22 protein-coding genes are annotated in these 23,047 nt (G+C 57.3%); 12 read left to right on the top strand and 10 right to left on the bottom strand.

Annotation, left to right across the window (positions count from 1 at the left end; genetic code table 11):
* The first annotated feature begins 168 nt into the window (after positions 1-168).
* From FWJ25_RS03540 to FWJ25_RS03530, 3 genes are all read left to right on the top strand, one after another.
* On the top strand, positions 169-549 hold the full coding sequence (locus FWJ25_RS03540; protein ID WP_246166638.1) for a hypothetical protein: 381 nt from the start codon (positions 169-171) through the stop codon (positions 547-549).
* A gap of 56 nt (positions 550-605) precedes the next feature.
* On the top strand, positions 606-1,763 hold the full coding sequence (locus tag FWJ25_RS03535) for a GNAT family N-acetyltransferase (RefSeq protein WP_149598844.1): 1,158 nt from the start codon (positions 606-608) through the stop codon (positions 1,761-1,763).
* A gap of 75 nt (positions 1,764-1,838) precedes the next feature.
* A complete protein-coding gene (locus FWJ25_RS03530; protein WP_149598843.1) occupies positions 1,839-2,507 on the top strand; it encodes a hypothetical protein in 669 nt (222 codons plus the stop codon).
* Here the strand turns inward: FWJ25_RS03530 and FWJ25_RS03525 are convergent.
* Positions 2,494-2,709, bottom strand: a complete 216-nt coding sequence (locus tag FWJ25_RS03525) for a dodecin (RefSeq protein ID WP_149598842.1) — start codon at positions 2,707-2,709, stop codon at positions 2,494-2,496. The two genes, FWJ25_RS03530 and FWJ25_RS03525, sit on opposite strands and share 14 nt — an antisense overlap.
* 72 nt (positions 2,710-2,781) lie before the next feature.
* Between FWJ25_RS03525 and FWJ25_RS03520 the strand changes: the two genes are divergently transcribed.
* Positions 2,782-3,546, top strand: coding sequence for a DUF3750 domain-containing protein (locus FWJ25_RS03520; RefSeq protein ID WP_149599060.1), 765 nt, complete (start codon positions 2,782-2,784; stop codon positions 3,544-3,546).
* 88 nt (positions 3,547-3,634) lie between these two features.
* Here the strand turns inward: FWJ25_RS03520 and FWJ25_RS03515 are convergent, their stop codons facing one another.
* From FWJ25_RS03515 to FWJ25_RS03505, 3 genes are all read right to left on the bottom strand, one after another.
* The gene (locus FWJ25_RS03515; protein ID WP_149598841.1) at positions 3,635-4,957 is read right to left on the bottom strand and encodes an SPM autocatalytic domain-containing protein; all 1,323 of its coding nucleotides are present in this window, start codon (positions 4,955-4,957) and stop codon (positions 3,635-3,637) included.
* A 112-nt stretch (positions 4,958-5,069) separates the two neighbouring features.
* The gene (locus tag FWJ25_RS03510) at positions 5,070-5,381 is read right to left on the bottom strand and encodes an AzlD family protein (protein WP_149598840.1); all 312 of its coding nucleotides are present in this window, start codon (positions 5,379-5,381) and stop codon (positions 5,070-5,072) included.
* On the bottom strand, positions 5,378-6,115 hold the full coding sequence (locus FWJ25_RS03505; RefSeq protein WP_149598839.1) for an AzlC family ABC transporter permease: 738 nt from the start codon (positions 6,113-6,115) through the stop codon (positions 5,378-5,380). The genes FWJ25_RS03510 and FWJ25_RS03505 overlap by 4 nt, the downstream gene beginning before the upstream one ends.
* Before the next feature lie 578 nt (positions 6,116-6,693).
* On the opposite strand from FWJ25_RS03505, the gene FWJ25_RS03500 reads away from it, so the two are divergent.
* From FWJ25_RS03500 to FWJ25_RS03490, 3 genes are all read left to right on the top strand, one after another.
* Positions 6,694-10,176 (top strand): indolepyruvate ferredoxin oxidoreductase family protein, encoded by a 3,483-nt coding sequence (locus FWJ25_RS03500; protein WP_149598838.1) that lies wholly within the window; start codon positions 6,694-6,696, stop codon positions 10,174-10,176.
* A 70-nt stretch (positions 10,177-10,246) separates the two neighbouring features.
* A complete protein-coding gene (locus tag FWJ25_RS03495; protein WP_149598837.1) occupies positions 10,247-11,347 on the top strand; it encodes a Glu/Leu/Phe/Val family dehydrogenase in 1,101 nt (366 codons plus the stop codon).
* Between the two features lie 90 nt (positions 11,348-11,437).
* On the top strand, positions 11,438-12,850 hold the full coding sequence (locus tag FWJ25_RS03490) for a sodium-dependent transporter (protein ID WP_149598836.1): 1,413 nt from the start codon (positions 11,438-11,440) through the stop codon (positions 12,848-12,850).
* A 45-nt stretch (positions 12,851-12,895) separates the two neighbouring features.
* On the opposite strand, the gene FWJ25_RS03485 is transcribed toward FWJ25_RS03490, so the two are convergent.
* Positions 12,896-13,798, bottom strand: a complete 903-nt coding sequence (locus tag FWJ25_RS03485) for an NAD-dependent protein deacetylase (protein ID WP_149598835.1) — start codon at positions 13,796-13,798, stop codon at positions 12,896-12,898.
* Between the two features lie 184 nt (positions 13,799-13,982).
* Positions 13,983-14,534, bottom strand: a complete 552-nt coding sequence (locus FWJ25_RS03480; RefSeq protein WP_149598834.1) for a DUF1415 domain-containing protein — start codon at positions 14,532-14,534, stop codon at positions 13,983-13,985.
* A 305-nt stretch (positions 14,535-14,839) separates the two neighbouring features.
* Between FWJ25_RS03480 and FWJ25_RS03475 the strand changes: the two genes are divergently transcribed.
* Positions 14,840-15,118 carry a peptidylprolyl isomerase gene (locus FWJ25_RS03475; protein ID WP_149598833.1) on the top strand — a complete coding sequence of 93 codons (279 nt, stop codon included), beginning with the start codon at positions 14,840-14,842 and terminating at the stop codon, positions 15,116-15,118.
* Complete coding sequence (locus FWJ25_RS03470) at positions 15,118-16,041, top strand: succinyl-CoA synthetase subunit beta (protein WP_149598832.1); 924 nt, start codon at positions 15,118-15,120, stop codon at positions 16,039-16,041. Before FWJ25_RS03475 ends, FWJ25_RS03470 begins: the two co-directional genes overlap by 1 nt.
* Before the next feature lie 2 nt (positions 16,042-16,043).
* Here the strand turns inward: FWJ25_RS03470 and FWJ25_RS03465 are convergent, their stop codons facing one another.
* The gene (locus FWJ25_RS03465; protein WP_149598831.1) at positions 16,044-17,222 is read right to left on the bottom strand and encodes a M24 family metallopeptidase; all 1,179 of its coding nucleotides are present in this window, start codon (positions 17,220-17,222) and stop codon (positions 16,044-16,046) included.
* Positions 17,223-17,361: 139 nt separating this feature from the next.
* On the opposite strand from FWJ25_RS03465, the gene FWJ25_RS03460 reads away from it, so the two are divergent.
* Positions 17,362-18,483, top strand: a complete 1,122-nt coding sequence (locus tag FWJ25_RS03460) for an MBL fold metallo-hydrolase (protein WP_149598830.1) — start codon at positions 17,362-17,364, stop codon at positions 18,481-18,483.
* Here the strand turns inward: FWJ25_RS03460 and FWJ25_RS03455 are convergent.
* The gene (locus tag FWJ25_RS03455) at positions 18,410-19,240 is read right to left on the bottom strand and encodes a DUF2059 domain-containing protein (RefSeq protein WP_149598829.1); all 831 of its coding nucleotides are present in this window, start codon (positions 19,238-19,240) and stop codon (positions 18,410-18,412) included. The two genes, FWJ25_RS03460 and FWJ25_RS03455, sit on opposite strands and share 74 nt — an antisense overlap.
* An 89-nt stretch (positions 19,241-19,329) precedes the next feature.
* Between FWJ25_RS03455 and FWJ25_RS03450 the strand changes: the two genes are divergently transcribed.
* Positions 19,330-19,998 (top strand): transglycosylase SLT domain-containing protein, encoded by a 669-nt coding sequence (locus tag FWJ25_RS03450; RefSeq protein WP_149598828.1) that lies wholly within the window; start codon positions 19,330-19,332, stop codon positions 19,996-19,998.
* Between the two features lie 23 nt (positions 19,999-20,021).
* On the opposite strand, the gene FWJ25_RS03445 is transcribed toward FWJ25_RS03450, so the two are convergent.
* The gene (locus FWJ25_RS03445) at positions 20,022-20,924 is read right to left on the bottom strand and encodes a LysR family transcriptional regulator (protein WP_149598827.1); all 903 of its coding nucleotides are present in this window, start codon (positions 20,922-20,924) and stop codon (positions 20,022-20,024) included.
* Positions 20,925-21,074: 150 nt separating this feature from the next.
* On the opposite strand from FWJ25_RS03445, the gene FWJ25_RS03440 reads away from it, so the two are divergent.
* The gene (locus tag FWJ25_RS03440) at positions 21,075-21,269 is read left to right on the top strand and encodes a hypothetical protein (RefSeq protein WP_149598826.1); all 195 of its coding nucleotides are present in this window, start codon (positions 21,075-21,077) and stop codon (positions 21,267-21,269) included.
* Between the two features lie 77 nt (positions 21,270-21,346).
* Here the strand turns inward: FWJ25_RS03440 and FWJ25_RS03435 are convergent, their stop codons facing one another.
* A complete protein-coding gene (locus FWJ25_RS03435; RefSeq protein ID WP_149598825.1) occupies positions 21,347-23,029 on the bottom strand; it encodes an AMP-binding protein in 1,683 nt (560 codons plus the stop codon).
* Between the last annotated feature and the right edge of the window lie 18 nt (positions 23,030-23,047).

Below are 23,047 nucleotides of genomic sequence, written 5' to 3'. Positions count from 1 at the left end.
CAAGCCCGATGACTGCAGTCTAACACGCGCATGCGAACCCGCCCTTGCACGGAATTTTCCTTTGCAGAACCTTTACAAAGCGCTGACGCTCGTTGACGAATGCCGGGGGTACCATGGCCCTGTCTCGTTAACCGACCACACAGGGTCACCCACGAAAAGGTATTGACTATGATCACACGTAAACACTCCCTGATGACCGCTGGCATTCTGGTCACCGCCCTGGCTGCTGCCAGCCCCTTCGCATTTGCACACGACCGCGATCACAAAGGCGACCACCATCGCGGAAAACACAACATTGAGCAGATGTGCGAACAGTTCCGCGATGGCGACGGCCCTTTCAATCGTGAAGATCGAATGGCTGAGATGCAGGAACGCCGCGCTGAAATGGCAGACCGGCTGAAACTGACCGATGAGCAGCGTCAGATCTGGGACGAAATGCACCAGGAAAAGATTGAAAAGCATCAGGAGCGCATGGAAAAGTTCCAAGAAAAGATGCAAGAGCGCTGTGATGATGCCGACAAGCGTCAGGACAAGTCTGAAGAAAAGTGATCACTGACCGGGATCTGGCGTATGGTATCAGGAGACTCAAAAGGAGCCCCTGATACATGCCAGCCCCCGGATCTTTCTCCATCCGCGTGGAAACCGCGGATTCTATTGAGGATATTCCCCGATCTGACTGGGAGCGGCTCGCCGGAACAGGCAACCCGTTCCTCCGCTATGAGTTTTTCCAGGCACTGGAATCGTCAGGTTGCACCACAGCCGACACTGGCTGGCAACCTGGCCATCTTCTGTTCCGGGTCGGTGGAGAACTGGTTGGAATCGCGCCAGCCTTTCTGAAAACCCATTCCATGGGCGAATACGTCTTTGACTGGGCCTGGGCAGACGCCTATCAGCGCTATGGCCTGGATTACTACCCCAAACTGCTGATGGCCATTCCGTTCACGCCTTCCCAGGGACCACGGCTCCTGCTGGAGGACACCCTCCGCAATCACCTGACGGCAGGCCACCTCCATGATCTGCTGGACACCCTGATTGATCGGTTAGGCGCCCATTCGTGGCACCTGCTTTTTCCCGATAGCCGGGATCAGCAACTGCTTCAGCAAAAAGAACAACTCCACCGTATTGGCTGTCAGTTTCACTGGCATAACCGAGACTACGTCGATTTTGACGCGTTCCTGGCCCAACTGACGTCTCGCAAACGCAAATCCATCCGCAAAGAGCGCCGTCAGGTGGCAGATCAGGGCATCCGATTTCACCGTTATCATGGGGCTGAGATCAACGATCACGTGCTGGCAGCGTTTTTCGTTTTCTACCAGGCCACCTACCTCAAGCGTGGTCGCCGCCCCTACCTCAACCAGACCTTTTTCTCACGGTTACGAGACCAGTTACCAGAGCATCTGCACCTGATCATTGCAGATATGAATGGCCAGATGATCGCTGGCGCCTTGTTCCTGAGCGGCGAAGGCACCCTCTACGGTCGTTACTGGGGGTGCCTGGAAGAATATAACCACCTGCACTTTGAAACTTGCTACTACCAGGGCATCGAACTGGCCATCGACCTTGGGCTGAAGCATTTTGACGCCGGAGCGCAGGGCGAACACAAACTGGTACGGGGCTTTGAGCCCACGTTCACCCACTCCTGGCACGGCATCGCTCATCCCGGATTCCGGGATGCCATCGCAGAATTTACCCGGGAGGAGGCGGAACAGGTGCAGGCCTACTTTGACGAAGCGCTGACATTATTACCATTCAGACAGCCGTAACCATTCCGTCAACCCAGCAGTGATAAACCTCTATACTGAGAGGGCAATGCGAGGCATCTAAAGGAGGCCGAAACCATGGACATGGCGTCAATTCAAACCCTGTTCGGCGAAAGCCAGTTGGCCATGTTACTGTCAGCACTGGCATTAATTGTCGCTTTGCTGGGGTTTTTGGCAACCTCCGCTGGCAAGCGCCGCAACGCTCAGGAAACCGAAGCGCTAAGGCAGAAAGCCAACGCCCTGGGCCGTGAGGTGGATGATCTGAGAGTCCACCAGTTCAATGCACCACAGTCCTCATCCCAGCCGCCCACTACAACTGACTCCGATTGTCGCTACCTCACCGAGAAAGCGGCCTACGAGCAAATCTGGCCGCAGGTCTGGCAACTCCATGACAGCCTTGGGCTCTTCCTGCGAGCCATTGAAAACCGGGAGTCCGCCGGGGACCTGAGACTGGAAGCCCGCAATGCCGCACTTGAGGCACGCCAACTGCTGAACCACAACCGGCCCTTTTGCGATCAGGAGGTCGAGGGGTTGATTACCCGGTTGATTGATACTGAAATCAAGGCACACCTTGCGGCCTGCCAATACCTGGATATGCTGAAGGAGGCGACCGGCGGTCCCTCTGAACATGACCGCCGGGTTCTGCAGGACAAATGCCACGCCCTCTATGACGGCGAGGCGAGAGAATTGATGAACCGGCTTGTTGAAGCTATCCGCCAGCGTATGCTGAGCGTCAGCTATTCATGATCCGGAACCCGACCTTCATGACCACCTGATAGTGGCCAACCTTGCCATCCACGATATGCCCCCGGGTTTCCTGCACCTCAAACCATTCCATGTTGCTGATGCTCTTACCACACTCCACCAGGGCATTTTCAATCGCATCCTCAATGCTTTTCTTTGAGGAACCGATGATTTCCACCTTCTTGTAAACATGATGATCTGACATGGTAATACTCCTTCTGGAGAGATGCCTGATATTCTGAGCCTAGAAGACAACCAGACAACGGGCAAACTACCGATGAAAAAGGCATTCAGATACGCCCGCTGGCCCCTGCTAGGGTTTATCGTACTGCTGGCCGGCCCACTGCTTCTTGCGGTAAGCGGACAACTTCAGGGCGCGGAAAGCTGGCGCACCGCCAGCCGGGAAAGTGCAGACATTGCGCCCAAGCCTGAGCAGTACGAGGGCGCCATTGTGCAGGTCTACGGCGCACGAACCTGGGGGTGGCGTGGCTACTTCGCGGTACACACCTGGCTTGCCACCAAAGAAAAAGGCGCCGATGAGTACCGGGTCCATGAGGTAACCGGCTGGCGACACTACGTGGTCAACTCCCGTCCCGGCGAACCCGACCGCCACTGGTACGGTGCGCGACCGGAGCTTTATGCGGATATTCGAGGGGCGGAAGCCGAGGCGTTGATTCCTGAAATCTACGAAGCGGTCAAGAGCTACCCCTACGCCACCACCTATGAGGCCTGGCCCGGCCCCAATAGCAACACCTTCACCGCCTGGGTTATCAAAGAGGTTCCGGGGCTGGATGTCGCCCTGCCTGGACACGCCATCGGCAAGGACTATCTGGGCAGCAGCGTCGTCGCGGAAGTACCCGGGGGAACCGGCTATCAGTTTTCCCTGGGTGGCTATTTCGGACTGATGGCAGGCGTGAAGGAAGGCCTGGAACTGAATGTTCTTGGCTTATCGATTGGAGTGAACCCTATGGCTCTGGGTATCAAGTTACCTGGAATCGGCGATCTGGGGTTCCGGAATCCGAACCCTATGCCCGAGTATTGATTACTTGACCTGCTTTTGGCCCCGGCCTTCGCAACTGACCAGACGGGCGGGGCGGGGATGAACGCCCCGCCCTGCATCAGAGGTGCCTTCAGGCTTTCGCGAATTCCAGATACCTGCTGGCAGCCTGTTTCTTTTCGTCCTGACTGTTCAGGAGTTCCAGTCGCAGTTTGTCGATGATTTTAAAGTAATCATCCAGCGGAGACTTTTCCTTGGCCATATCCTTGGATTTTTCGATAAACGCTTTTTGCTTTTCGCGGATTTCGTTGAGCTTTTTCAGAGCAGCACGAATGGCTTCGACACGGGCTTCGGCCAGGCCACTGTTGCCTCTCGCACGCCGCGTCTCCGGGGAGGACGAAGACAACACCTCTTCCGCAGCCGGGGCCTGCTCGGTGTTCTGTTCAGCCAGGTCGATTTCTTCCAGCGTTCTCACGTCGCCATCGGTGGTCAGATAGATACCAGACGCCTTGATTTGTCCCAGGGGCACACCCTGCCCATTGGCGAGGGTGAAACGATCGTCAGCGTTATCCACATACAGCGCCTGCACGCCGACTTCGTCCAGCGAACGTAGTTCGTCGTTGCCGTCGGCAGTCTGTACCCAGACAGCCAGCGACTGGAAGATCTCGTCATTGGCATCAATCCAGCGGTTGCCGTCGTCGTCATAGGCCGCCAGTTCGCCGAAACCGGAACCGCTTTGCGGGCCGAACAGTTCAGTGCCATCGTCGACTTTTCCATTGTCATTGCGATCCAGAACCAGGTATCCGCTGCCACTGCCTAGTGTGGCAAAGTGTGCGGTGTCACCATTGCCGGTCATATCAAATTCGAACAGGGTATCGGTCAACTGAGCCGTGGTGGCGCCAAAGTTGATGACCAGAGGATCGGTCATCGGCCGCTCCTGGATTTTGATCAGTTCAGAGTATTCGTAGCTGCGGGATTGCGATTGCCGTAGGGACAAGGTGAAGTCGATGGAGTCACCATTGTCCAGTTCGATGGTGCCGGTAGAGGCAAAGGAGCGGGATTCACTTTCCGAGTAGAACATGTACTTGCCGGCCGAGACCGACAGACTACCCTGCCCTTGTACTCCAGCGTCGCTGCCCAGCGCTGCGCGGCTGATGGTAATGGCCTGCTGCCCCATCAGAAACAGTTCCGAGCTTTTCTCAACCAGCTGGTCGGTGGTGAACACCGCTGAACGGTTGTCTCCGGTCACCTCGGCGGAGCTGCTGAACGCCAGCTGTTCCTGGCTACTGTATCGGTACGCAGCTTCACGAAGCAGGGTCAGCTCAGAGCCCCGGGAATTTTCGCTATTGCCGTTGTTCTGGGGCGCCTGCTGGCGAATGCGCAACTGGCTGCTGTCAAACGCCGATACCTGACGGGTGTTTTCCTGGAAAAAGGAAATCTGACTGGACGAAATCATGGTGCGGGAACCTCAATACACGTTACCCGTATATCGGCTCCCGTGCCGGAAACTTGAGCAGTTTTCAATCAGACCAGTCCGAACCGGACGGTCATGGCGAAACCACAGCGAGCTATAGGAAATAGCGAACCACCCCCGCCGCCACAATGCCTGCAGCAATGGAGGGAAGCGCCTTTTTGGTGGCCAGCATAACAACCGCGGTCGCGGATAACGCTGCGACTGCTCCGGCATCGCCGGAGAACGCCATGGGTACGATGATAGCAATCAATACCGAGCTGGCCATGGTGTTGATAAAGCTTTCGACGCGCGGGCTGATCCGTACGAAGGACATGGCAAACACACCGCCAAAACGGGTGATCAGAGTCACCAGAGTCATCAGACCGATCACCGCAAGAATGCCAGCAGAGGTCGTTTCAATACTCACGCCAGTTCCTCCTGAACAGCCTCATCGGCCGGTTTTTTATCCAGCCAGAAGTAGCCGATCACACCGCCCGCCAGAGCGCCCACCACCACGTGCATGTTCGGCGGCAACCATTTCCACGCTGCCAGGGATGCCAGAGCGGTAACAACCCAGGCCACCAGAACCCGGGGTGATTGCTTTCCACCCAGAGCCATTGCCAGCAGGAAGCAACCCAGCACCATATCCAGCCCGAGGCTTTTCGGGTCCTGTAACAAACCGCCGAAGTAGACGCCCAGCAGGGTACCGATCACCCAGGCCAGCCAGAGCACCACGCCGCCGCCCAGAATCACTTCCAGGTTATGACGACCATTCTGGTATTCCTGGGCAGATACCGCCCAGTTCGCGTCCGTTAGCACCAGAAGCAGGCCATATCGTTTCCCGGGAGAGACATGTTTCAACATCGGATAGAGCGACGCCCCCATCAGGAGGTGCCGGGAGTTAATCGCGAAGACCACCGCAAGCAGAGGAATAACGGACACCTCAGTGCCCCACATATCGATGGCCGCAAACTGCGACGCCCCCGCAAAGACCGCACCGCTCATGAGGATGGTTTCCAATGGTGTCAGGCCGGTCTGGGCTGCCGCCAGGCCGAACGCAGCACCAAACGCCACCACGAACAGCGAGATCGGGAGCAAACGAAAGAACTCAGCCCGGACTTTTTGCGGCTGAAGCTGATAGGAATAGATGGAGTCAGACATCGAAACAAGTTAAAGCCGGTTCTTTCGCTTGCGAATAAGTAGAAACCACAACACTCTAAGAAGAAAACTGGCACACCCCACCGGCAAAACATGAGGAAAATAACACTCCCTCCAGTTGACGTTCACGTAAATTAGGGATAGCTTTGCATTTGTCCAGCCCCACAAGGGCAAACCCGACGGAGTCCAGAGGACGCTAACCCCGGGATAAGGACTCTTGAAATCAGAACGCCGGCCACAAGCCGGACGACAACAACAAAACAACCACTGACGCCGAGATCCGGCGGGGGTGGGAGAGGATTTCAGCATGTCACAGTTAATCAGCCCCACAATCAGCCCTACAGTCAGCCCCGTGGGCAAACTGTCTGTTTTCGCAGGTGTTCCGAATGCCGGAGCCTGCCTCCACCTCCGTTTCCATCGGCCGCACCGGCCACACTCCGTATCGATTCAGCCTTACCAGCACCGGGCCTTCCGCATTTGCGGCTGAGCATTCCCGTGTTTGTCTGATTCCGAACTGAATTCCCGCACGCCTGGCGCAGGCCGCGCCCGTGCTTCGATGCATTCTGGAAACGGTGATACCCATGAACGAATTACGTAATGCCAGCCTGAACGACGTCTGGGAAAAAGAATCCGGGGCGGTCTACATGAACGGCAGCCAGGCGCTGGCCAGACTCCCGTTGCTCCAGGCTCAGCTCGACAAAGCCAACGGCCTGAACACCGCCGGCTTTATTTCCGGCTACCGGGGTTCTCCGCTTGGCGGGTTCGATAAGGTTCTCTGGAAAGCCAGGGATTACCTCAAAAAACAAAACATCCACTTCCTGCCCGGTATTAACGAAGACCTCGGCGCCACCGCCGTCTGGGGAACTCAGCAAGTCAATATTTTTGAAGGCGCCAAATACGATGGGGTCTACAGCCTCTGGTATGGCAAAGGGCCCGGCGTTGACCGGACCGGCGATGTATTCAAACACGCCAATGCCGCCGGCACCTCCCGCTTTGGTGGTGTTCTGGCCGTCGCCGGCGATGACCACGCCTGTAAGTCCTCCACCCTGCCCCACCAGAGCGATTACGGTTTCATGGATGCATCCATGCCGGTCCTCAACCCGGCAGGTATTCAGGACATTCTGGACATGGGACTCTATGGGTGGGCCATGTCCCGCTTCAGCGGTTGTTGGATTGGCTTCAAGGCACTGGCAGAGAACATGGATTCCTCCATCTCGGCCAACCTTGACCTCAGCCGTATCAACATCCGCATTCCAAGGGGCTTTCAGTTGCCGGAAGACGGCCTGAACTCCCGCTGGCCAGACAAGCCGATGGAACAGGAAGAGCGACTGCATCGTTACAAGCTGGAAGCCGCCAAGGCCTTTTGCCGGGCCAACCGGCTGGACCATACGGTACTGGCAGCCAGCCACCCCAGAATCGGCATCATCACCACCGGCAAGGCCTATCTCGACGTTATCCAGGCTCTGGCAGACCTCGGACTGTGCGACGAGGAGCGTGAAGCCATCGGGCTTGCCGTGTACAAGGTGGCCATGCCCTGGCCGCTGGAGCCCGAGGGCATTTTCGAGTTCGCCTCAGGCCTGGAAGAAATTCTCGTCGTTGAGGAAAAGCGCGGGCTGATCGAAGACCAGCTCAAGACCCAGCTCTACAGCTGGCAGGATCAGCAACGCCCGCTGGTGATCGGTAAGTGGGACGACAAGGGCCATGAACTGCTGCCGTCGATCTCCGAGCTGACACCGGCCATGGTCGCCAGAGCGATCGCCTCTCGCCTTAACGACCGCTATTGCAATGACACCCTGCGCCAGCGACTGGACTTCCTGACGGAAAAGGAAAACAGCCTGGCCAAACCGAAAGAACGTCTGGAACGCACCCCTCACTTCTGTTCCGGCTGCCCCCACAATACCTCGACCCAAGTGCCGGAGGGCAGTCGCGCACTTGGGGGCATCGGCTGTCACTATATGGCCACCTGGATGGATCGGGGCACCGATACCTTTACCCAAATGGGCGGTGAGGGAGTGACCTGGCTCGGTCAGGCGCCGTTCACCAACCAGAAACACGTGTTCCAGAATCTGGGTGATGGCACTTATTTCCACTCGGGTGCACTGGCCATCCGTGCGGCAATTGCCTCCGGCGCCAACATTACCTACAAGATTCTCTATAACGACGCGGTAGCAATGACTGGCGGCCAGCCGGTGGACGGCACGTTAACCGTGCAGCAGATCAGTCATCAACTTTACGGTGAGGGCGTTCGCCGTATTGCCGTGGTCAGCGATGATATTGAAAAGTATCCATCACGGGCAGACTTCGCTGACGGCACCACCTTCCATCACCGGGATGACCTGGATTCGGTGCAGCGGGAACTTCGGGACATCGAGGGCTGCTCCGTCATCATCTACGACCAGACCTGCGCCGCCGAGAAACGTCGTCGCCGCAAGCGCGGCACCATGGAAGATCCAAATCAGCGGGTCATTATCCATTCCGACGTCTGCGAAGGCTGTGGGGATTGCGGTATTCAATCCAACTGCCTCTCCCTTTTGCCAAAGGAAACGGAGGCGGGTCGCAAGCGCACCATTGACCAGTCTGCCTGCAACAAGGACTTTTCCTGCGTACGGGGATTCTGCCCCAGCTTTGTGACTGTGAAGGGCGGCAAGCTGAAAAAGCCAGCCGGTGTGCGCTCTGATGTGGACTTCCCGGAATTGCCGGAACCGGTGCTGGTGGACGGCCACAACCCATACGGCATTCTGCTGACCGGCGTCGGCGGCACCGGTGTAGTCACCGTCAGCGCTCTGCTCGGCATGGCCGCGCATCTCGAAGGCAAAGGGGTGTCCGTACTGGATCAGACGGGCCTGGCGCAGAAGTTCGGGGCCGTGGTGAGCCACATCCGCATCAGCGACAAACAGGAAGACATTCACGCGGTGCGCATTCCCGCCGGTGAGGCCGATCTGGTTATGGCTTTTGACCTTATGGTTGCCGCCACCGACGACGCCCTGGCGAAGATGGACAACCGTTTCTCCCGGGCCGTGGTCAACAGCGAGGCTGCCATGCCAGCCGCCTTCACCCGTGATCCGGACATTCAGTTTCCGGGCGAATCCATGGAACAGAGTGTTCGCGAGGCCTGCCGCCCCGATGGCAGCTGGTTTCTGGACGCCGGAGGCCTCGCCAAGGCCCTCATGGGGGATGGCATGGCCGTGAACCTGTTTACCGTCGGATTTGCCTACCAGCAGGGCCTGCTACCCCTCAGTGCCGCCTCAATAGAACGGGCCATTGAGCTGAACAATGTATCCATTGAGAAAAACAAGCAGGCATTCCTATGGGGCCGACGTGCCGCCCACGATCTGGAGAAGGTGAAAGCACTGGCTTTCCCGAAGCCCAAGGGCAACCCGGTGCAAATTCAGGAAACCACCGATCAGCTCATCGAACGCAACAAGGCTCACCTGACCGAATACCAGAATGCCGGGCTGGCGCGCCGCTACGAAAAGCTGGTTCGGAGTGCGGAGAAATCCATCTCCGAAAAGCTCGGTCGCGATCCATTACTGTTTCGCGCCGTTGCCGAAAACTACGCCAAGGTCCTCGCCTACAAGGACGAGTATGAAGTGGCCCGGCTGTTCAGCAACGGCAGCCTTCGCAAACAGCTTGAAGAGGAATTTGAAGGTGAGGTGGAGCTGGAATTCAACCTGGCTCCGCCGATGCTGAGCCGGGGTAAAAGCAGTGAACGCCCGAAGAAGCGTACGTTCGGTCCCTGGATGGAAACGATCTTTACCCTGCTGGCGAAGGCCCGGGGACTGCGCGGAACACCACTGGATCCCTTCGGCTACAGTGCAGATCGTCGTCTAGAACGACGCATTATCCGGGAATACGAAGCCGACGTGGCTTTCCTGCTCAGGCACCTCAGCAGCGATCATGCCGAGGCGGCCCGAAGCCTTGCCAGCCTGCCGGCGAAGATCCGTGGATACGGACCGGTGAAAGAGCACGCCTACGAGGCAAGCAGAAAAGAGCGACGCCAGTTACGGGCCGAACTGAACCCTGATGCAAGGGAACATCAACAAATCGCGAATGCCGCGGTCTAACAACTACAACAACCGACCGCCGCAGGCCCCACAAGGGTAGCGGCTGGTCACGGACACAAGGTGAAACGCCATGAACGTATTCAGCCATCCGGAGTTTGATAACCACGAACACCTGTCCTTTTTCTGCGACCCGGAAACCGGACTGAAAGCCATTGTCGCCATCCACAACACGTCCCGGGGCCCAGCCCTCGGTGGCTGCAGGATGTTCCCTTATGCCAGCGACGAAGACGCCTTGCGGGATGTCTTGCGACTGTCCCGGGGCATGACCTACAAATCCGCTCTCGCCAATCTCGATCTTGGCGGCGGTAAATCCGTGATTATCGGCGATCCGCGTCAACACAAAACCGAAGCGCTTCTGGAAGCCATGGGCCGACACCTTGAAGGTCTCGGTGGCCAGTACATTGCAGCAGAAGATTCCGGCACCAGCGTGACCGACCTGAAAGTGATGGGGAGACACACCGGGCACGTGGCGGGCATCGCTTCCCGCACCGGCTTCGACGGCAAACCGAGCAACGGTGATCCTTCTCCTGTGACCGCCTACGGTACTTTCATTGGTCTCAAGGCGGCGGTTAAACACCGACTGGGTAGCGATGATCTCAGCGGCCTGAAGGTGGCCATCCAGGGCATTGGCAACGTTGGTTTCCGTCTGGCGAAGCACCTGAAAGACGCCGGTGCCGACCTCTGGGTGTACGATATCCACGCCGACAACATGCAGCGGGCTGTGGACGAACTGGGTGCCAGACCGGCATCCGCCGAGGACATTCTGCTGCTGCCGGTCGATGTCATCGCCCCCTGCGCCATGGGGGCTGTCCTTAATGACAGCAGCATTCCCAATATTCAGGCAGGTATTGTTGCCGGTGCCGCCAACAACCTTCTGGACCGCCCGGAACACGACGCCATGCTGAAACAGCACGGCATCCTCTATGCCCCTGACTTTGCTATCAACGCCGGCGGCATCATTGACGTTTTCTACGAGCGCAAAGGCGCCTCTCCCGAACAGGTCCGGGCCCATGTCGACACCATCGGGGACACCCTGACCGAGATTTTCAATCGCTCTGACCAAACCGGCCTTCCGACCGGAGAAATCGCTAACAAACTGGCAGAAGAGCGCTTCCGAAAGCATACCGCGGGTGCCGGGCTGGCGCCTCAGCGGTTGGCTTGCGCCGGGTAACCTGACACCGGCGCTTCCCCCTGGGAGCCGCGAGGGGTCGCGGCTCCCCTTTTTTACCTGATACAAGAACAAATATCGCAGGAGATACGCATGTCTGTTACTTCATCCGGATCAGCCACATACAGTGGTGCAGTTGAGGGCGCCAACGCCAAACGCGGGCTCTGGTCCTCCCGGCTTGCTTTCATACTCGCCGCAACGGGCTCTGCCGTCGGGTTGGGCAACATCTGGAAGTTCCCCTACATAACCGGGGAAAATGGTGGCGGCGCGTTCGTCATCGTCTACCTGGCATGCATCGCCGTGGTCGGCATTCCCATCATGATGGCCGAGGTGATGATTGGCCGTCGCGGCGGTCGCAGTCCGGTGAACAGCCTGCGTCTGATCGCCGAGCGGGACGGCCTGAACCCGGCCTGGAAACTCGTTGGGGCTGTCGGCGTGCTGGCCGGATTCCTGATCCTGTCATTCTATTCCGTGATCGGAGGCTGGGCCGTTTCCTACGTCGGCACGGCGGCCAGCGGCCAACTGACCGGGCAGTCAGCAGACGCTGTGGGCGCCATTTTTTCCGGGCTTCTGAGTGATCCCGGCACCCTGCTGATGTGGCATACCGTGTTCATGGCGCTGGTGATGGTGGTTGTCGCCCGGGGTGTCCGGGCGGGCCTTGAACGCGCTGTCAGCATCCTTATGCCTGCGCTGTTTGTTCTCCTGCTGGTGATGGTCGGCTACGCCATGACCAGCGGCTCCTTCGGCCAGGCCGTATCCTTCCTGTTCCAGCCTGACTTTTCCAAACTGACCACGTCCGGTGTACTGATCGCCCTGGGCCACGCGTTCTTCACCCTGAGTCTGGGCATGGCGGTAATGATGGCCTACGGTTCTTACCTTCCGAAAAACATCTCAATTGCCAGGACATCCATTACCGTGTCGGTGATTGATACCGGTGTAGCGTTGCTTGCAGGGCTGGCCATCTTCCCCATCGTGTTCGCCAACGGCCTGGAACCCGGCGCAGGCCCCGGCCTGATTTTCCAGACCCTGCCCCTGGCGTTTGGCCAGATGCCCATGGGTAGCCTGTTCGGCGCGCTGTTCTTTATCCTGCTGATTTTCGCCGCCTGGACCTCCGGTATCTCGCTGCTGGAGCCGATTGTGGAGTGGCTGGAAGAGCAGAAAGGCATGAATCGTACTGTCAGTACCCTCGGTGCCGGACTGGTATGCTGGGCGCTGGGTATTGCGTCGATCCTGTCTCTGAACCTGTGGTCTGATGTGGCTCCGCTGAGCTTCATCCCGATGCTGGAAGGCAAGACCATTTTCGATCTGCTGGACTTCTTCACCGCCAACATCCTGCTTCCACTGGGCGGTCTGCTGGTGGCTGTGATGGCGGGTTGGGTGATGTCGAAACAGGCCATGGAGAATGAACTGTCGCTGTCTGAACCCGCGTTCAAACTCTGGCTCAGCACCGTGCGCTACGTTACGCCGGTTGCCGTTGCGATTGTCTTTATCTACAACCTGATCTGACGATATGATTTGAGTCGATCGCGGGGAGTCATGCGGCTCCCCGCTTTACAATTTGGCGAGGGTGGCTGCCAGGGTCTCCCCGATTCGCGCATTGAGTTTCAGGCTCACCAGATCTTCCGCCCGTGTGCGCCCCAGATTAAGGGTGGCCATGGGTTTTCCCCACTCGCTGGCATACCGGCAAAACCGGAATCCGGAATACACCATCAGCGATGAGCCAATGACCAGAAGCCCATCGCTGTTTTCAAGCGTGTCCAGCGCGGACTGAACCCTGTCTTTGGGTACAAAGTCTCCGAAAAACACCACGTCAGGTTTAAGAATGCCCGCACACGCCGGGCAATCGGCGGTCATGAAGCTGGAGAAATCCACTTCCAGATCGGCATCACCATCCGGAGCAGCATCTGCCCGGTAGTGGCGGAATGCCGGGTTCAGATCCGCACACCGATCATGAACTTCTTCTCGGGTACAGCGGTAGCCACAGCTCATGCAAAGCACTTCGTCAGCCCGGCCATGAAGATCCATTACCGCCCGCGTGCCGGCTTTCTGATGCAGCCGGTCCACGTTCTGGGTTACCACAAGGTTGCTATGCCCCCGATGCTCCAGCTCCGAGATCAGGTGGTGCGCAGGGTTAGGTGTCGCCTTCTGCATCACCGGCCAGCCGATAAGGCTCCGGCCCCAGTACCGCTGACGCGTTTCAAAACTCTCCATGAAGGCCTGATGTTGAACCGGCTGTTTACGCTTCCAGGCACCGTCGCCATCCCGGTAATCCGGAATGCCGGAATCCGTACTGACACCAGCGCCGGTGAGGATCATCAGTTTCGGGTTGTTGTGGATAAATTCTGCCAGCAACTCACCTGCCTGCTCGGGCTCGTGGGCGACATCTGGGGTTTGCTGTTCGGGGAGGCGCTGGGATGAGCTGAAGGGACGAACCTTGTGAATTGTTGCTGGCATATTGTCTCCGCATTGCTTCTGGACTTTGGACTTAGCGCAGTTGCTCTTCCCTCTTCCAAAACCCGCTCCTTCGGCACGTCCATGTGACGCTTGAGCTACGCCATCCATGGCTCCGCACAGTTTTGGAAGAGGGAAGACCAACCGCTTGTCCAATTACTCCCCGGGCGATCCCTTATGCTCTGATTCATGCAGACTGTTTCGTGCAGTTTTGCAGGATCGCCCTCATTTTTTCTACGCCGAGTTTTTCCATCAGTTCAATATTGCGCTGAGGAATGTCGTCCACATTCGGATAGCTGTCAATAGCCACCTCAAGGCTGGCTTCCCTTAATAGGTGCAGCATGGGAAACGGAGAACGGTTAGTGTAGTTCTCTGCTGACTCCGGTTCCGTGCCTTCAAACTGATAGTCCGGGTGAAAACTCGCAATCTGGTAGATACCTTCCATCTCGAGAAACGCCAACAGGCCATCGGCGGCGTCGAGGAATTCGTTGTAATCCTCAAACCCTGTCAGCACGCCGGGGTGGATCAAGAGCGTGGTTTCGATTTCCGGTTCGTCTTCAAGTCGGTGCAACTCCCCATGAAGGTCCTGGAGCAGTTCGTCTTCGTTCTGCGCTTCTGACACGACAAACCGCACCCGGTTCCGCACCAGTTCCCGTTTTGCAAATGGGCACAGGTTGTACCCGACGACAACGTCTTCCACCCACTTACGCGTCGATTCAACAACCACAGAGTTATCCAAAAAGCTCTCCTCAACCCCAAAATAGACAACTCGGGCCTTGATTGAGAGTGTGAGCCGGTGGTTCAAAAAATGTGCGGAGCCATGGATGGCGGAGCCCAAGCGACACATGGATGTGCTTGAGCGTTTTTTTGAACCACCGGCTCGCGCTCTCACAGCACCCAAGCCCGACCAATGACAGTATGTGTTCCATACTACAGGTAAACACTTGGAAATAAGATGACAGGCAAAAACCACTTGCCTCAGGCGCCCCGGGCGGGCAGCATTCGTCCCAGAAGTAACAGCCAACCAACAATGGGAACATAACCATGACTCAAGCAACAGCACGCCACATTCTGGTAGACAGCGAAGCCAAGTGCGAAGAACTGAAAAAAGCCATCGAAGGTGGCCAGGATTTCGCCGAAGTCGCCAAGCAGCACTCATCCTGCCCGTCTGGCCGCAACGGCGGTGATCTGGGTTCTTTCGGCCCGGGCCAAATGGTTCCCGAGTTCGACAAGGCTGTTTTCAGCAGCGAACTGAACACCGTCATCGGTCCTATCCAGACCCAGTTCGGCTACCACCTGCTGGAAGTTACCAGCCGCAGCTGATGCTCGCCACTCAGGCGACCAAAGGCGCCCAGACAGCTCAGCGACTTCGTTCGCTGGCGCTGCTGGGCGCTTTTTTGATTGCGCCATTGCTGTTTCTGGGCGGCCCGGGTTATTCCTCTGGCCCCCTGTTCAAATCCGCCTGGAACCTTGGCCACATTGGCCTGTTTGCACTCGCCACTCTTGGTATTCAACCCTGGCGATGGCTTCAGGGATGGCGGCTCTGGCTGATCCCCTCAGGGATACTGCTGATCATCGGAGTGGGGATCGAAGTGATCCAATCCGGGCTGGATCGACAGGAAGACTGGCACGATGTCGTGCGGAACCTGATGGGACTCTGGCTGGTTCTGGCATGGTTTCCCCAAGCCCGCCGTACCAGGCAGATCAAACTGGCCACTCTGGCAACCGCATTGCTCGTCGCGCTCGAAATACTGTCAACCGCAGTCGTTGCTTACCGACAATTTGAGGTTCACCGCCAGCTTCCCCGGCTTTATGACTTCAATCACGACAACCCCGGTCTGTACTGGGGAGGCCGGGTTTCAACTGAGCCCGCGCCCAACTCCGGGCTCCGCATCACCCTGGGCACTGAAAAATACTCCGGAGCGACGCTGAACAACCTGCCGAATAACTGGCGAGGCTATAAGACACTGGTGATCGGGCTGGAGAATCCCGATAACACGCCACTGGCTATGACACTCCGTATCCACGATGTCGCGCACGAGGACAATAACGCCTATTCAGACCGTTTTAACAAGCGCCTGCAGCTTGCCGCCGGCCACAACAGCTTCACGATACCCCTGGAGACCATCCGCCAGGCTCCAGAAAACCGAAATATGGACATGAGCCTGATTCGCAGGCTTGGGCTGTTTGCCACCCAGTTACCCTATCCCCGCTCGGTAATTCTCACGGATCTGCGCCTTCAATAGACTCAGCCCAGCGTCCAGGGGTTGTCGGTTATGGGCTCCGCTCCCGTGTCGCTGACAACAACCGTTTCACTGCATCCGATCCCCCACTTTCCCGGCACCCTCAAGCAAATGGGTAAATGGAAGACCATGCCCGGTTTGAATTCAGTATTTCCCCCTCGGGCAATGAAGCCAGACCCCTCGACCCAGGACGGTGGAAACTGAGCACCGACGGTATAGCCGAACACCCCGGAGAAAAAAACCTTGTCCACCAGAGGTTCCAGTGCTTTTTCAGCCGTCTCTGCGGCCGCATCAAAGGTCCCACCCGGCTTGATCGATGCCAGCAAAGCGTCAACGACCCTGCGGCACCCGTTGAATACCTGGTGCATTTCCGGCGTCGGCGAGCCCGCCACCACAGTCTGCATCATCGGCGCGGTATACCGGTTCCATGCTGCGCCGAATTCCATGAAGACTGAATCCCCGGATTCAATCCGGCAACGCCTGTGACTACTGTGAATCACACTGCTGCGCCGCCCGGTGGTGACAATGGGCTGCATACTCATGAATTCGCTGCCAGCGGCCAACATGGCCCGTGAACCCGCGGCCGCAATGTCGTTATCCGTAACACCGGCCTGCACGGCTTCGGTTGCCGCCCGCAAGCCAATAGCGGAGATCTCCGCGCTCCTGCGCAAATAACTCAGCTCCAGCTCGGACTTTACGATACGGACTTTCTTCACCAGCCCGCCGCTGTGAATGAAACGCACGCCCGGCAACCGGGATTTCAGGCCTTCCAATACGCCCTGCCTTAACGAACCGTGCCAGGCATCAATGCCTACGGTATCGGCGGCATGGTTGAGTTCATCAACCAGAGGCGTGAGTACCTCGCCGATACCTTCCCACCGATAGCCAGAAACCCGCTCCACCCGGGTAGTCATCACCGCCGGCCCCATTTCGATTGAGGGAACCTGTAGCATCAACGACGATTCGGTAACCACCAATGTGGTATGAACCGACACTTCAAAGGTGCTGTACCCACAGAGATAAAAGATGTCTGAGGGATCCGTCAGCAACAGGGCATCCAGGTCTGACACCGCCATCAGATCACGAACCCTGGCGAGACGGCGGGCATACTCTGCTTCAGGAAAGGGGCACTCCATGCCTCGCAGCTCGTTGGGGAGCGCTTTCTGATAGTCGTTGAAATCCATGGCACAACTCCTCAGTGGCATATACTTTGGAGATATATGTTGACGTCTATGTTGGAGAGTGGACCTAAATCACCAGATGTACAAATTATGACCAACCCAACCAAGAGCGCATACCTGAAACTGCGTGGAGTCTGGCGCTATGCCGCAAAAACCCGCTAAGCAAAGAGCCTTTGAAGTACGGGTCGAACTCGGCGCACTCACCAGTGTCGCGGGCGATCCACAAGTCGCAGTCCGTGTCGGCCCCGCTGCTGCGTCGCTCGTCAACGGCATTGGCGGCGATCCGCTGCTTCAACTGCGTTTACTGCACGAGTCCCGTAGCCTGCTGTTTGATATGGGCGATAGCGGCCGAATGGCCCTGCGTTCCGCCCACCAGGTCAGCGATGTATTCATTACCCACTGCCATGCCGATCACATTGGCGGTTTCATGTGGTTCATGCGCAGTAGAATTGGACACTTTCCTCCCTGTCGCCTCTATGGACCACCCGGGTTGCTGGGGCATATAGAGGGAATGACTCGCGGTATTTTGTGGGACCGGGTGGAAGATCGTAGCCCCCGATTCATCATCCATGAATACCACGGGGACCATCTGAAACGCTGGCAACTGGTGGCAGGCAATCACCCCATTCCTTTGCAGGACCGCCACGCCCCTGATGGTGAATTACTTCGCGAGCCGGAATTCCGGGTGCGGGCGACGACGCTCGATCACGGCACCCCCGTCATGGCCTATGCCTGGGAACCTTTCGGGAAACTGCAGGTAAAGAAAAACGGGCTCGACGAGCTTGGCGCCGAGGCAGGCCCCTGGCTCCATCACCTGAAGATGGCGATTCTGAAGAAACACCCGGATGGCCTGATCTGCCCCGGCAACGGGCAGACCTACAGGGCGGAGGATCTGGCAGCCAAGGTGTTGATTCAGGAACAGGGCCAGCCCATCGTCTATGCCACGGACTTTGCCGATACGCCTGATAATGTCCTTCGCCTCGTGCGACTCGCCAAGGGCGCGCACACGCTGTTCTGTGAGGCCTCATTCATGGTCGCAGACACCGATCAGGCCATCCGGACCCATCACCTGACCACCAGGGCGACCGCACGGATCGCCAACGATGCAGGTGTCAGGCAACTGATTGCCTTCCACTTCTCACACCGATATGCCCGTAGGCGAGACGACGTTTACCGGGAGCTCGCAGGCTTTACTGACCGTTTGCTGGTGCCGGAGCCAGAAAGCGGGCAATCTGACCGCCCATGGCTTCAATCGGATCAGTAATAGCTTGCTGGATGCTGTCGGTGACCACTGAGGAAAACGCCGAACCGGGCCCACTTTCCAGAAAATCCAGGTAGAGACCGAGTTCCTGGTCGCTGATGTTTTCGTAGGTATAGAGATAGCTGTCGTACACCTGCTGGCCCACCGTGCCCCGAAGCATCGACCTCTGGCCTTCAATCTGTTGTTTGAGGGTATCGTAATGTACCGAATCACTGCTCAGTGCGGCGACTGCCGAAGCCATGCTTAATTGCACTGCGATCGAAGTGTCCACCGCGCTCTCCGTTGCCCGCGAGGCGCGATCAAAGCGTTCGAACAGCTTTGCCCGCAGACTACCCTGGTACTTCTTGCTGAGTTCCGGAGCCCTGGCTTGAATGCCTTTCCAGGCAGAAGGGTCTGATGCGGCAATCTCGGCACTGGAAATTTTCTTCGCCACGGGCGAGGCATACCAGTCGTGTACCGCCTGCAGTTCAGAACCCGACAGGTTGCTTTCGAGGTTTTCCACTACCTGCTGTTCAATGTCGGCTGCAGAAAAACTGTTGCTGACGACGTACCCGACTGTCTCCGCCACCATCGGGGGAACCCCGCCACTCTGTTTCAGTCCCTCGCGGATACCTGCGCTCATCATGGCCGGGTACAGGGCCACAATATCATCGATCGGAGAGGCTTCCAGTACCTGTGAAGCACCAGGCGCAGCAGTCACTTGGCCAGCCATAAGCATGCTGGCAACTAAAACAGGTTTAACTAGGGTGCGAAGCATCATTTCTCTATCATCCTGAAGTATGGATACCCCGTTTATGACACGGCCGAACCGCGTTCGGCAAGCAAACAGCCCCTGTCGGAGATGACAGTTTGGTAGGAAAGATCCTCCGTTCCCGGCTGAGCTGGTACGGATTTCCAGTACTTGGCCTGGTCATTGGCATCTGGGCAACCCTGCGTTTCAGCCTGCTGGCACCGGACCCGCCGGCCAACCCGGAAAACCTGTGCGATATCTTCCGGGAGCATCCGGTGTGGTATGACTACGCCAGAGAATCACAGGAGCGCTGGGGCACACCGATAGCTACCCAGATGGCCTTTGTGTACTACGAATCATCCTTCCGCAGTCACGCACAGCCACCCCGACGGCGGCTGTGGGGCCTGATCCCCTGGAACAGGCCAACCACAGCGTACGGCTATGCCCAGGCGCTCGATCCTGCCTGGAATGAATACCTGCAGGCAAATGAAGGGAAATGGTATGTGGTCAGGACCGATATGGAATACGCATTGGATTTTGTCGGCTGGTACAACCACCTGACCCACAAACACGCAGGGGTGGCACTGTACAACCCGCGACATCTTTACCTGGCTTACCATGAAGGCCGGGGCGGATACCTGCGCGGTACTTACAAACGCAAACCGTCCGTCACTGCGCTGGCCCAGCGCGTACAGAATCGGGCCTTCCGCTACGACAACCAGCTCCAGAGCTGCAGGCAGGAATTCCAGTGCTGGCGATGGTACCAGTTCTGGCCGTTCTGCGGCTGACCGGACAGCCCCCTCCCCTCCGTTCAGAAGGTTGTACTGATTTCGATCGATGATTCCATGGCCTGGAGTCGTTCCACCAGATACTCCATCACTATGCGAACCCGCGCCATTTGCTGGGTATCCTGATTCACGTGCAACCAGAGATCGACACTCTCGCCCTCCAGAGGATCTGACAGGCGCCTGAGTTCCTTTGCGCTGTCTCCCAGGTAACAGGGAAGAACAGCCACTCCAGCGCCGGATCTTGCCAGCGAATGCATGGATTGCAGGCTGTTGCAGCGGATAAGCGACGTCACATTTTTCAGATGTTTCCGATACCAGCGCCCTGTCGCCAGGTAGCTGAAGGTTTCGTCCGGGACAATCCAGGTGACATCCTCCGGATTGTTCTCAAGGTCCATATTGCGATTACGTCTGCAATACAGGGCTGAACCGTAGACTGCGGACTCTATCGCAGCAATCCGTTCCCCCTCCAGCGTTGCCTGGGGTTTGTTATCCGGCCGCAAGGTGAGATCTGCCTCACGGTGGCTGAGGTTTGCCACATCGTTATCCGTGAGCACCTCCAGCTCAATATCCGGAAACTCGCGAACCAGCGCAGCCAGAACCGGACCAAGCAAGGTGTTCATCATGGCGTCTTCTGCCGCCACCCGGACCTTACCCACAGGAGCGGAATCATCCTGTCCCACCAGCTTGCGCTGAAGATTTTCCATTTCTACAGCCAGCTTTTCGGCCTTTCTGAAGGCCGTTTCGCCGATCGGCGTCAGTTGCAATCCATCCCTGTTGCGTTCAAAAAACTGAACGCCCAGAGACTCCTCCATCTGATCAAGTCTCCGTAAAACAGTGGTTTGGTGAACGCCCAGCAATTCTCCAGCCTTGGCAAGCGTTCCACCTATTGCCAGAGCTCGTATATATCGAAGATAATCCCAGTCCATAATTACTGCATATTTGCAACGTGAGTACGGATTTTAACGTATTTGAGCTGCAAAAAAGTATCCTTAGAATATCGTGTAAATTAAAGATAGATCGCTAATTAATTCATCAGACTGTTGATCAGTCCAGCCACCAGATAAGGGGGAGGCACCATGATTCAGAACCGTACCGCTACCGTAAACCCACTGCCGTCCAGTATCCTCCACAATGGTGCTGATGTGCGCAGCCAGTATACCCGCGCTGCAGCGGCTCAGGTGGTGAATTTTATCAGCCGCAAGATTCGCTCCTGGAACCGCAAGGCCGAAGCCGTTGCCCAGGACATGAGCCCGATGCAGGGCGAACACTGATCCCGGATCAGGCATACAAAAACGCCGGCAGTCTCTAACGAGAAGCCGGCGTTTTTTGTTTCAGGCGGTTTACCCTTTTAAAACTCCCAGATTACCTTCCGTTTCTGTCCGAACCAGTCATCCATTTTGCGAGTGTAGTATCCCTCGATCACGTTGCGCTTGATCTTCATGGTTGGCGTGAGCATCCCGTTTTCCATAGTCCAGGGTTCCCTCACGATGACCAGGAACGCCAGTTTTTCGTGGGCCTCGTTTGCTGCGTTTACAGCATCCAGTTCGGCCGCCAACTCCTGCTCTATGGCGGACCGGTCCGCCCCGGCCTCCAGCTGATCCCTGACCTCTTCAGACAGTAATACCATCAGGCACGGTTGCGGCTGATTCGCGCCCGCGACGCAGACAACCTCGGCCATCGGGTGGTTAAATCGGTTCTCGATCGGGACCGGCACCACATATTTGCCCTTGGCGGTTTTAAACAGATCCTTGACCCGCCCGGTAATTCTCAAACACCCGTCACCGTCTATTTCGCCCATATCCCCGGTTTTCAGGAAGCCGTCCGCGGTTACATCTTGCCGGGTTTTCTCCTCATTTTTGTAGTATCCCAGCATCTGGCCCGGACTTTTGACCTGAACTTCACCGCCCTCACCAATACGGTGCTGCACACCCGGGTTCGCCATGCCCACCGTGCCCACCTTGGCCTGACCCGGCCGATTGGCATGGGAGTACCCGAAGTTCTCGGACATGCCATAGACCTCCAGCAGTTCCAGTCCCAGGTTCCGGTACCAGGCAACAATCTCTGCGGACAGCGGAGCCGCGCCGGTCAGTGCTGCGCGGCAGTGTTCCAGCCCCAGTTGCCTGAGCACTTTCTTTTTCACCAGGGAACTGACAATAGGGAGGCTGAACAGAAGCTTCTGTTTTTTCGGGGGCAACTTCGCATTCACCCCGAGATAGAATTTCATCCACAACCTTGGAACCGAGAAAAAGAGTGTGGGCTTCGCCCGCTGCAGGTCTTCCTGAAATGTATCGAGGGAATTAGCAAAATAGAGGTGGAAGCCGTGATACAGGGACTGGGTTTCAACGGCAGCGCGTTCCGCCACGTGAGCCAGGGGAAGGTAGGACAACATGCGTTCATCGGCAGAGACCGGAAATAATTGCTGCAGACCATCGGCCACCGAAATCATGGTCCTGAAACTGTGCATGACGCCTTTGGGCCGGCCAGTACTCCCGGAGGTGTACACCATAGTTGCCAGTTCATCCGGTTCTGGCAGCCGGGGTTCAACCGGAGCCTGTTCTGCCACGATCGACAGCCATTTAGGCGTATCGTCACGGGGTGACATTGGAAAGGAGACGAGAGGGAGATCCCTGGGGATATGCGCCTTGATGTCATTCCACCCGTCAGCCGTGCCATCAAGTTTGCCCAGAAACATCAGCTTTGCTTCGCTGTGTTCCAGGACATAAGCCGCCGTGTCCCCGTTCAGGGTCGGGTAGAGTGGCACCGAGACGTAACCAGCCGCCCAGATAGCCAGATCAGCAAGTATCCAGTGCGCACTGTTTTTACCAAGGATTGCAATATTGCTGTTCGGCGGCAGGTTCAGGCCTCTGAGGTACCCCGCCATTCTCGACACCTGGTCAGCGGCCTCTTTCCAGGTTATGTCTTCGACCCGGCCGTCGGGATAGGGCTGAGTCAGATAGACTTTATCCGGCGCCTTTTCGGCCCAGTAATACAGACAGTGCACAGAGGTCTGCTTGTGAGGGTCAACGGCCATGAACGGCTCCTTGTTTAT

Origin of the sequence: Marinobacter salinexigens, assembly GCF_008370345.1 — a bacterium.
GTDB classification, from domain to species: Bacteria; Pseudomonadota; Gammaproteobacteria; order Pseudomonadales; family Oleiphilaceae; genus Marinobacter; species Marinobacter salinexigens.
This window is presented reverse-complemented; position numbering and strand designations above follow the sequence as displayed.

Bases quoted from the DNA above. Each gene is read 5' to 3' on its own strand.
- FWJ25_RS03500 (WP_149598838.1), top strand. From the start codon at position 6,694: ATGAACGAATTACGTAATGCCAGCCTGAACGACGTCTGGGAAAAAGAA.
- FWJ25_RS03525 (WP_149598842.1), bottom strand. From the start codon at position 2,709: ATGTCAGATCATCATGTTTACAAGAAGGTGGAAATCATCGGTTCCTCA.
- FWJ25_RS03520 (WP_149599060.1), top strand. From the start codon at position 2,782: ATGAAAAAGGCATTCAGATACGCCCGCTGGCCCCTGCTAGGGTTTATC.
- FWJ25_RS03440 (WP_149598826.1), top strand. From the start codon at position 21,075: ATGATTCAGAACCGTACCGCTACCGTAAACCCACTGCCGTCCAGTATC.
- FWJ25_RS03535 (WP_149598844.1), top strand. From the start codon at position 606: ATGCCAGCCCCCGGATCTTTCTCCATCCGCGTGGAAACCGCGGATTCT.
- FWJ25_RS03435 (WP_149598825.1), bottom strand. From the start codon at position 23,029: ATGGCCGTTGACCCTCACAAGCAGACCTCTGTGCACTGTCTGTATTAC.
- FWJ25_RS03455 (WP_149598829.1), bottom strand. From the start codon at position 19,240: ATGATGCTTCGCACCCTAGTTAAACCTGTTTTAGTTGCCAGCATGCTT.
- FWJ25_RS03470 (WP_149598832.1), top strand. From the start codon at position 15,118: ATGCTCGCCACTCAGGCGACCAAAGGCGCCCAGACAGCTCAGCGACTT.
- FWJ25_RS03490 (WP_149598836.1), top strand. From the start codon at position 11,438: ATGTCTGTTACTTCATCCGGATCAGCCACATACAGTGGTGCAGTTGAG.
- FWJ25_RS03505 (WP_149598839.1), bottom strand. From the start codon at position 6,115: ATGTCTGACTCCATCTATTCCTATCAGCTTCAGCCGCAAAAAGTCCGG.
- FWJ25_RS03485 (WP_149598835.1), bottom strand. From the start codon at position 13,798: ATGCCAGCAACAATTCACAAGGTTCGTCCCTTCAGCTCATCCCAGCGC.
- FWJ25_RS03445 (WP_149598827.1), bottom strand. From the start codon at position 20,924: ATGGACTGGGATTATCTTCGATATATACGAGCTCTGGCAATAGGTGGA.
- FWJ25_RS03515 (WP_149598841.1), bottom strand. From the start codon at position 4,957: ATGATTTCGTCCAGTCAGATTTCCTTTTTCCAGGAAAACACCCGTCAG.
- FWJ25_RS03460 (WP_149598830.1), top strand. From the start codon at position 17,362: ATGCCGCAAAAACCCGCTAAGCAAAGAGCCTTTGAAGTACGGGTCGAA.
- FWJ25_RS03540 (WP_246166638.1), top strand. From the start codon at position 169: ATGATCACACGTAAACACTCCCTGATGACCGCTGGCATTCTGGTCACC.
- FWJ25_RS03495 (WP_149598837.1), top strand. From the start codon at position 10,247: ATGAACGTATTCAGCCATCCGGAGTTTGATAACCACGAACACCTGTCC.
- FWJ25_RS03465 (WP_149598831.1), bottom strand. From the start codon at position 17,222: ATGGATTTCAACGACTATCAGAAAGCGCTCCCCAACGAGCTGCGAGGC.
- FWJ25_RS03530 (WP_149598843.1), top strand. From the start codon at position 1,839: ATGGACATGGCGTCAATTCAAACCCTGTTCGGCGAAAGCCAGTTGGCC.
- FWJ25_RS03475 (WP_149598833.1), top strand. From the start codon at position 14,840: ATGACTCAAGCAACAGCACGCCACATTCTGGTAGACAGCGAAGCCAAG.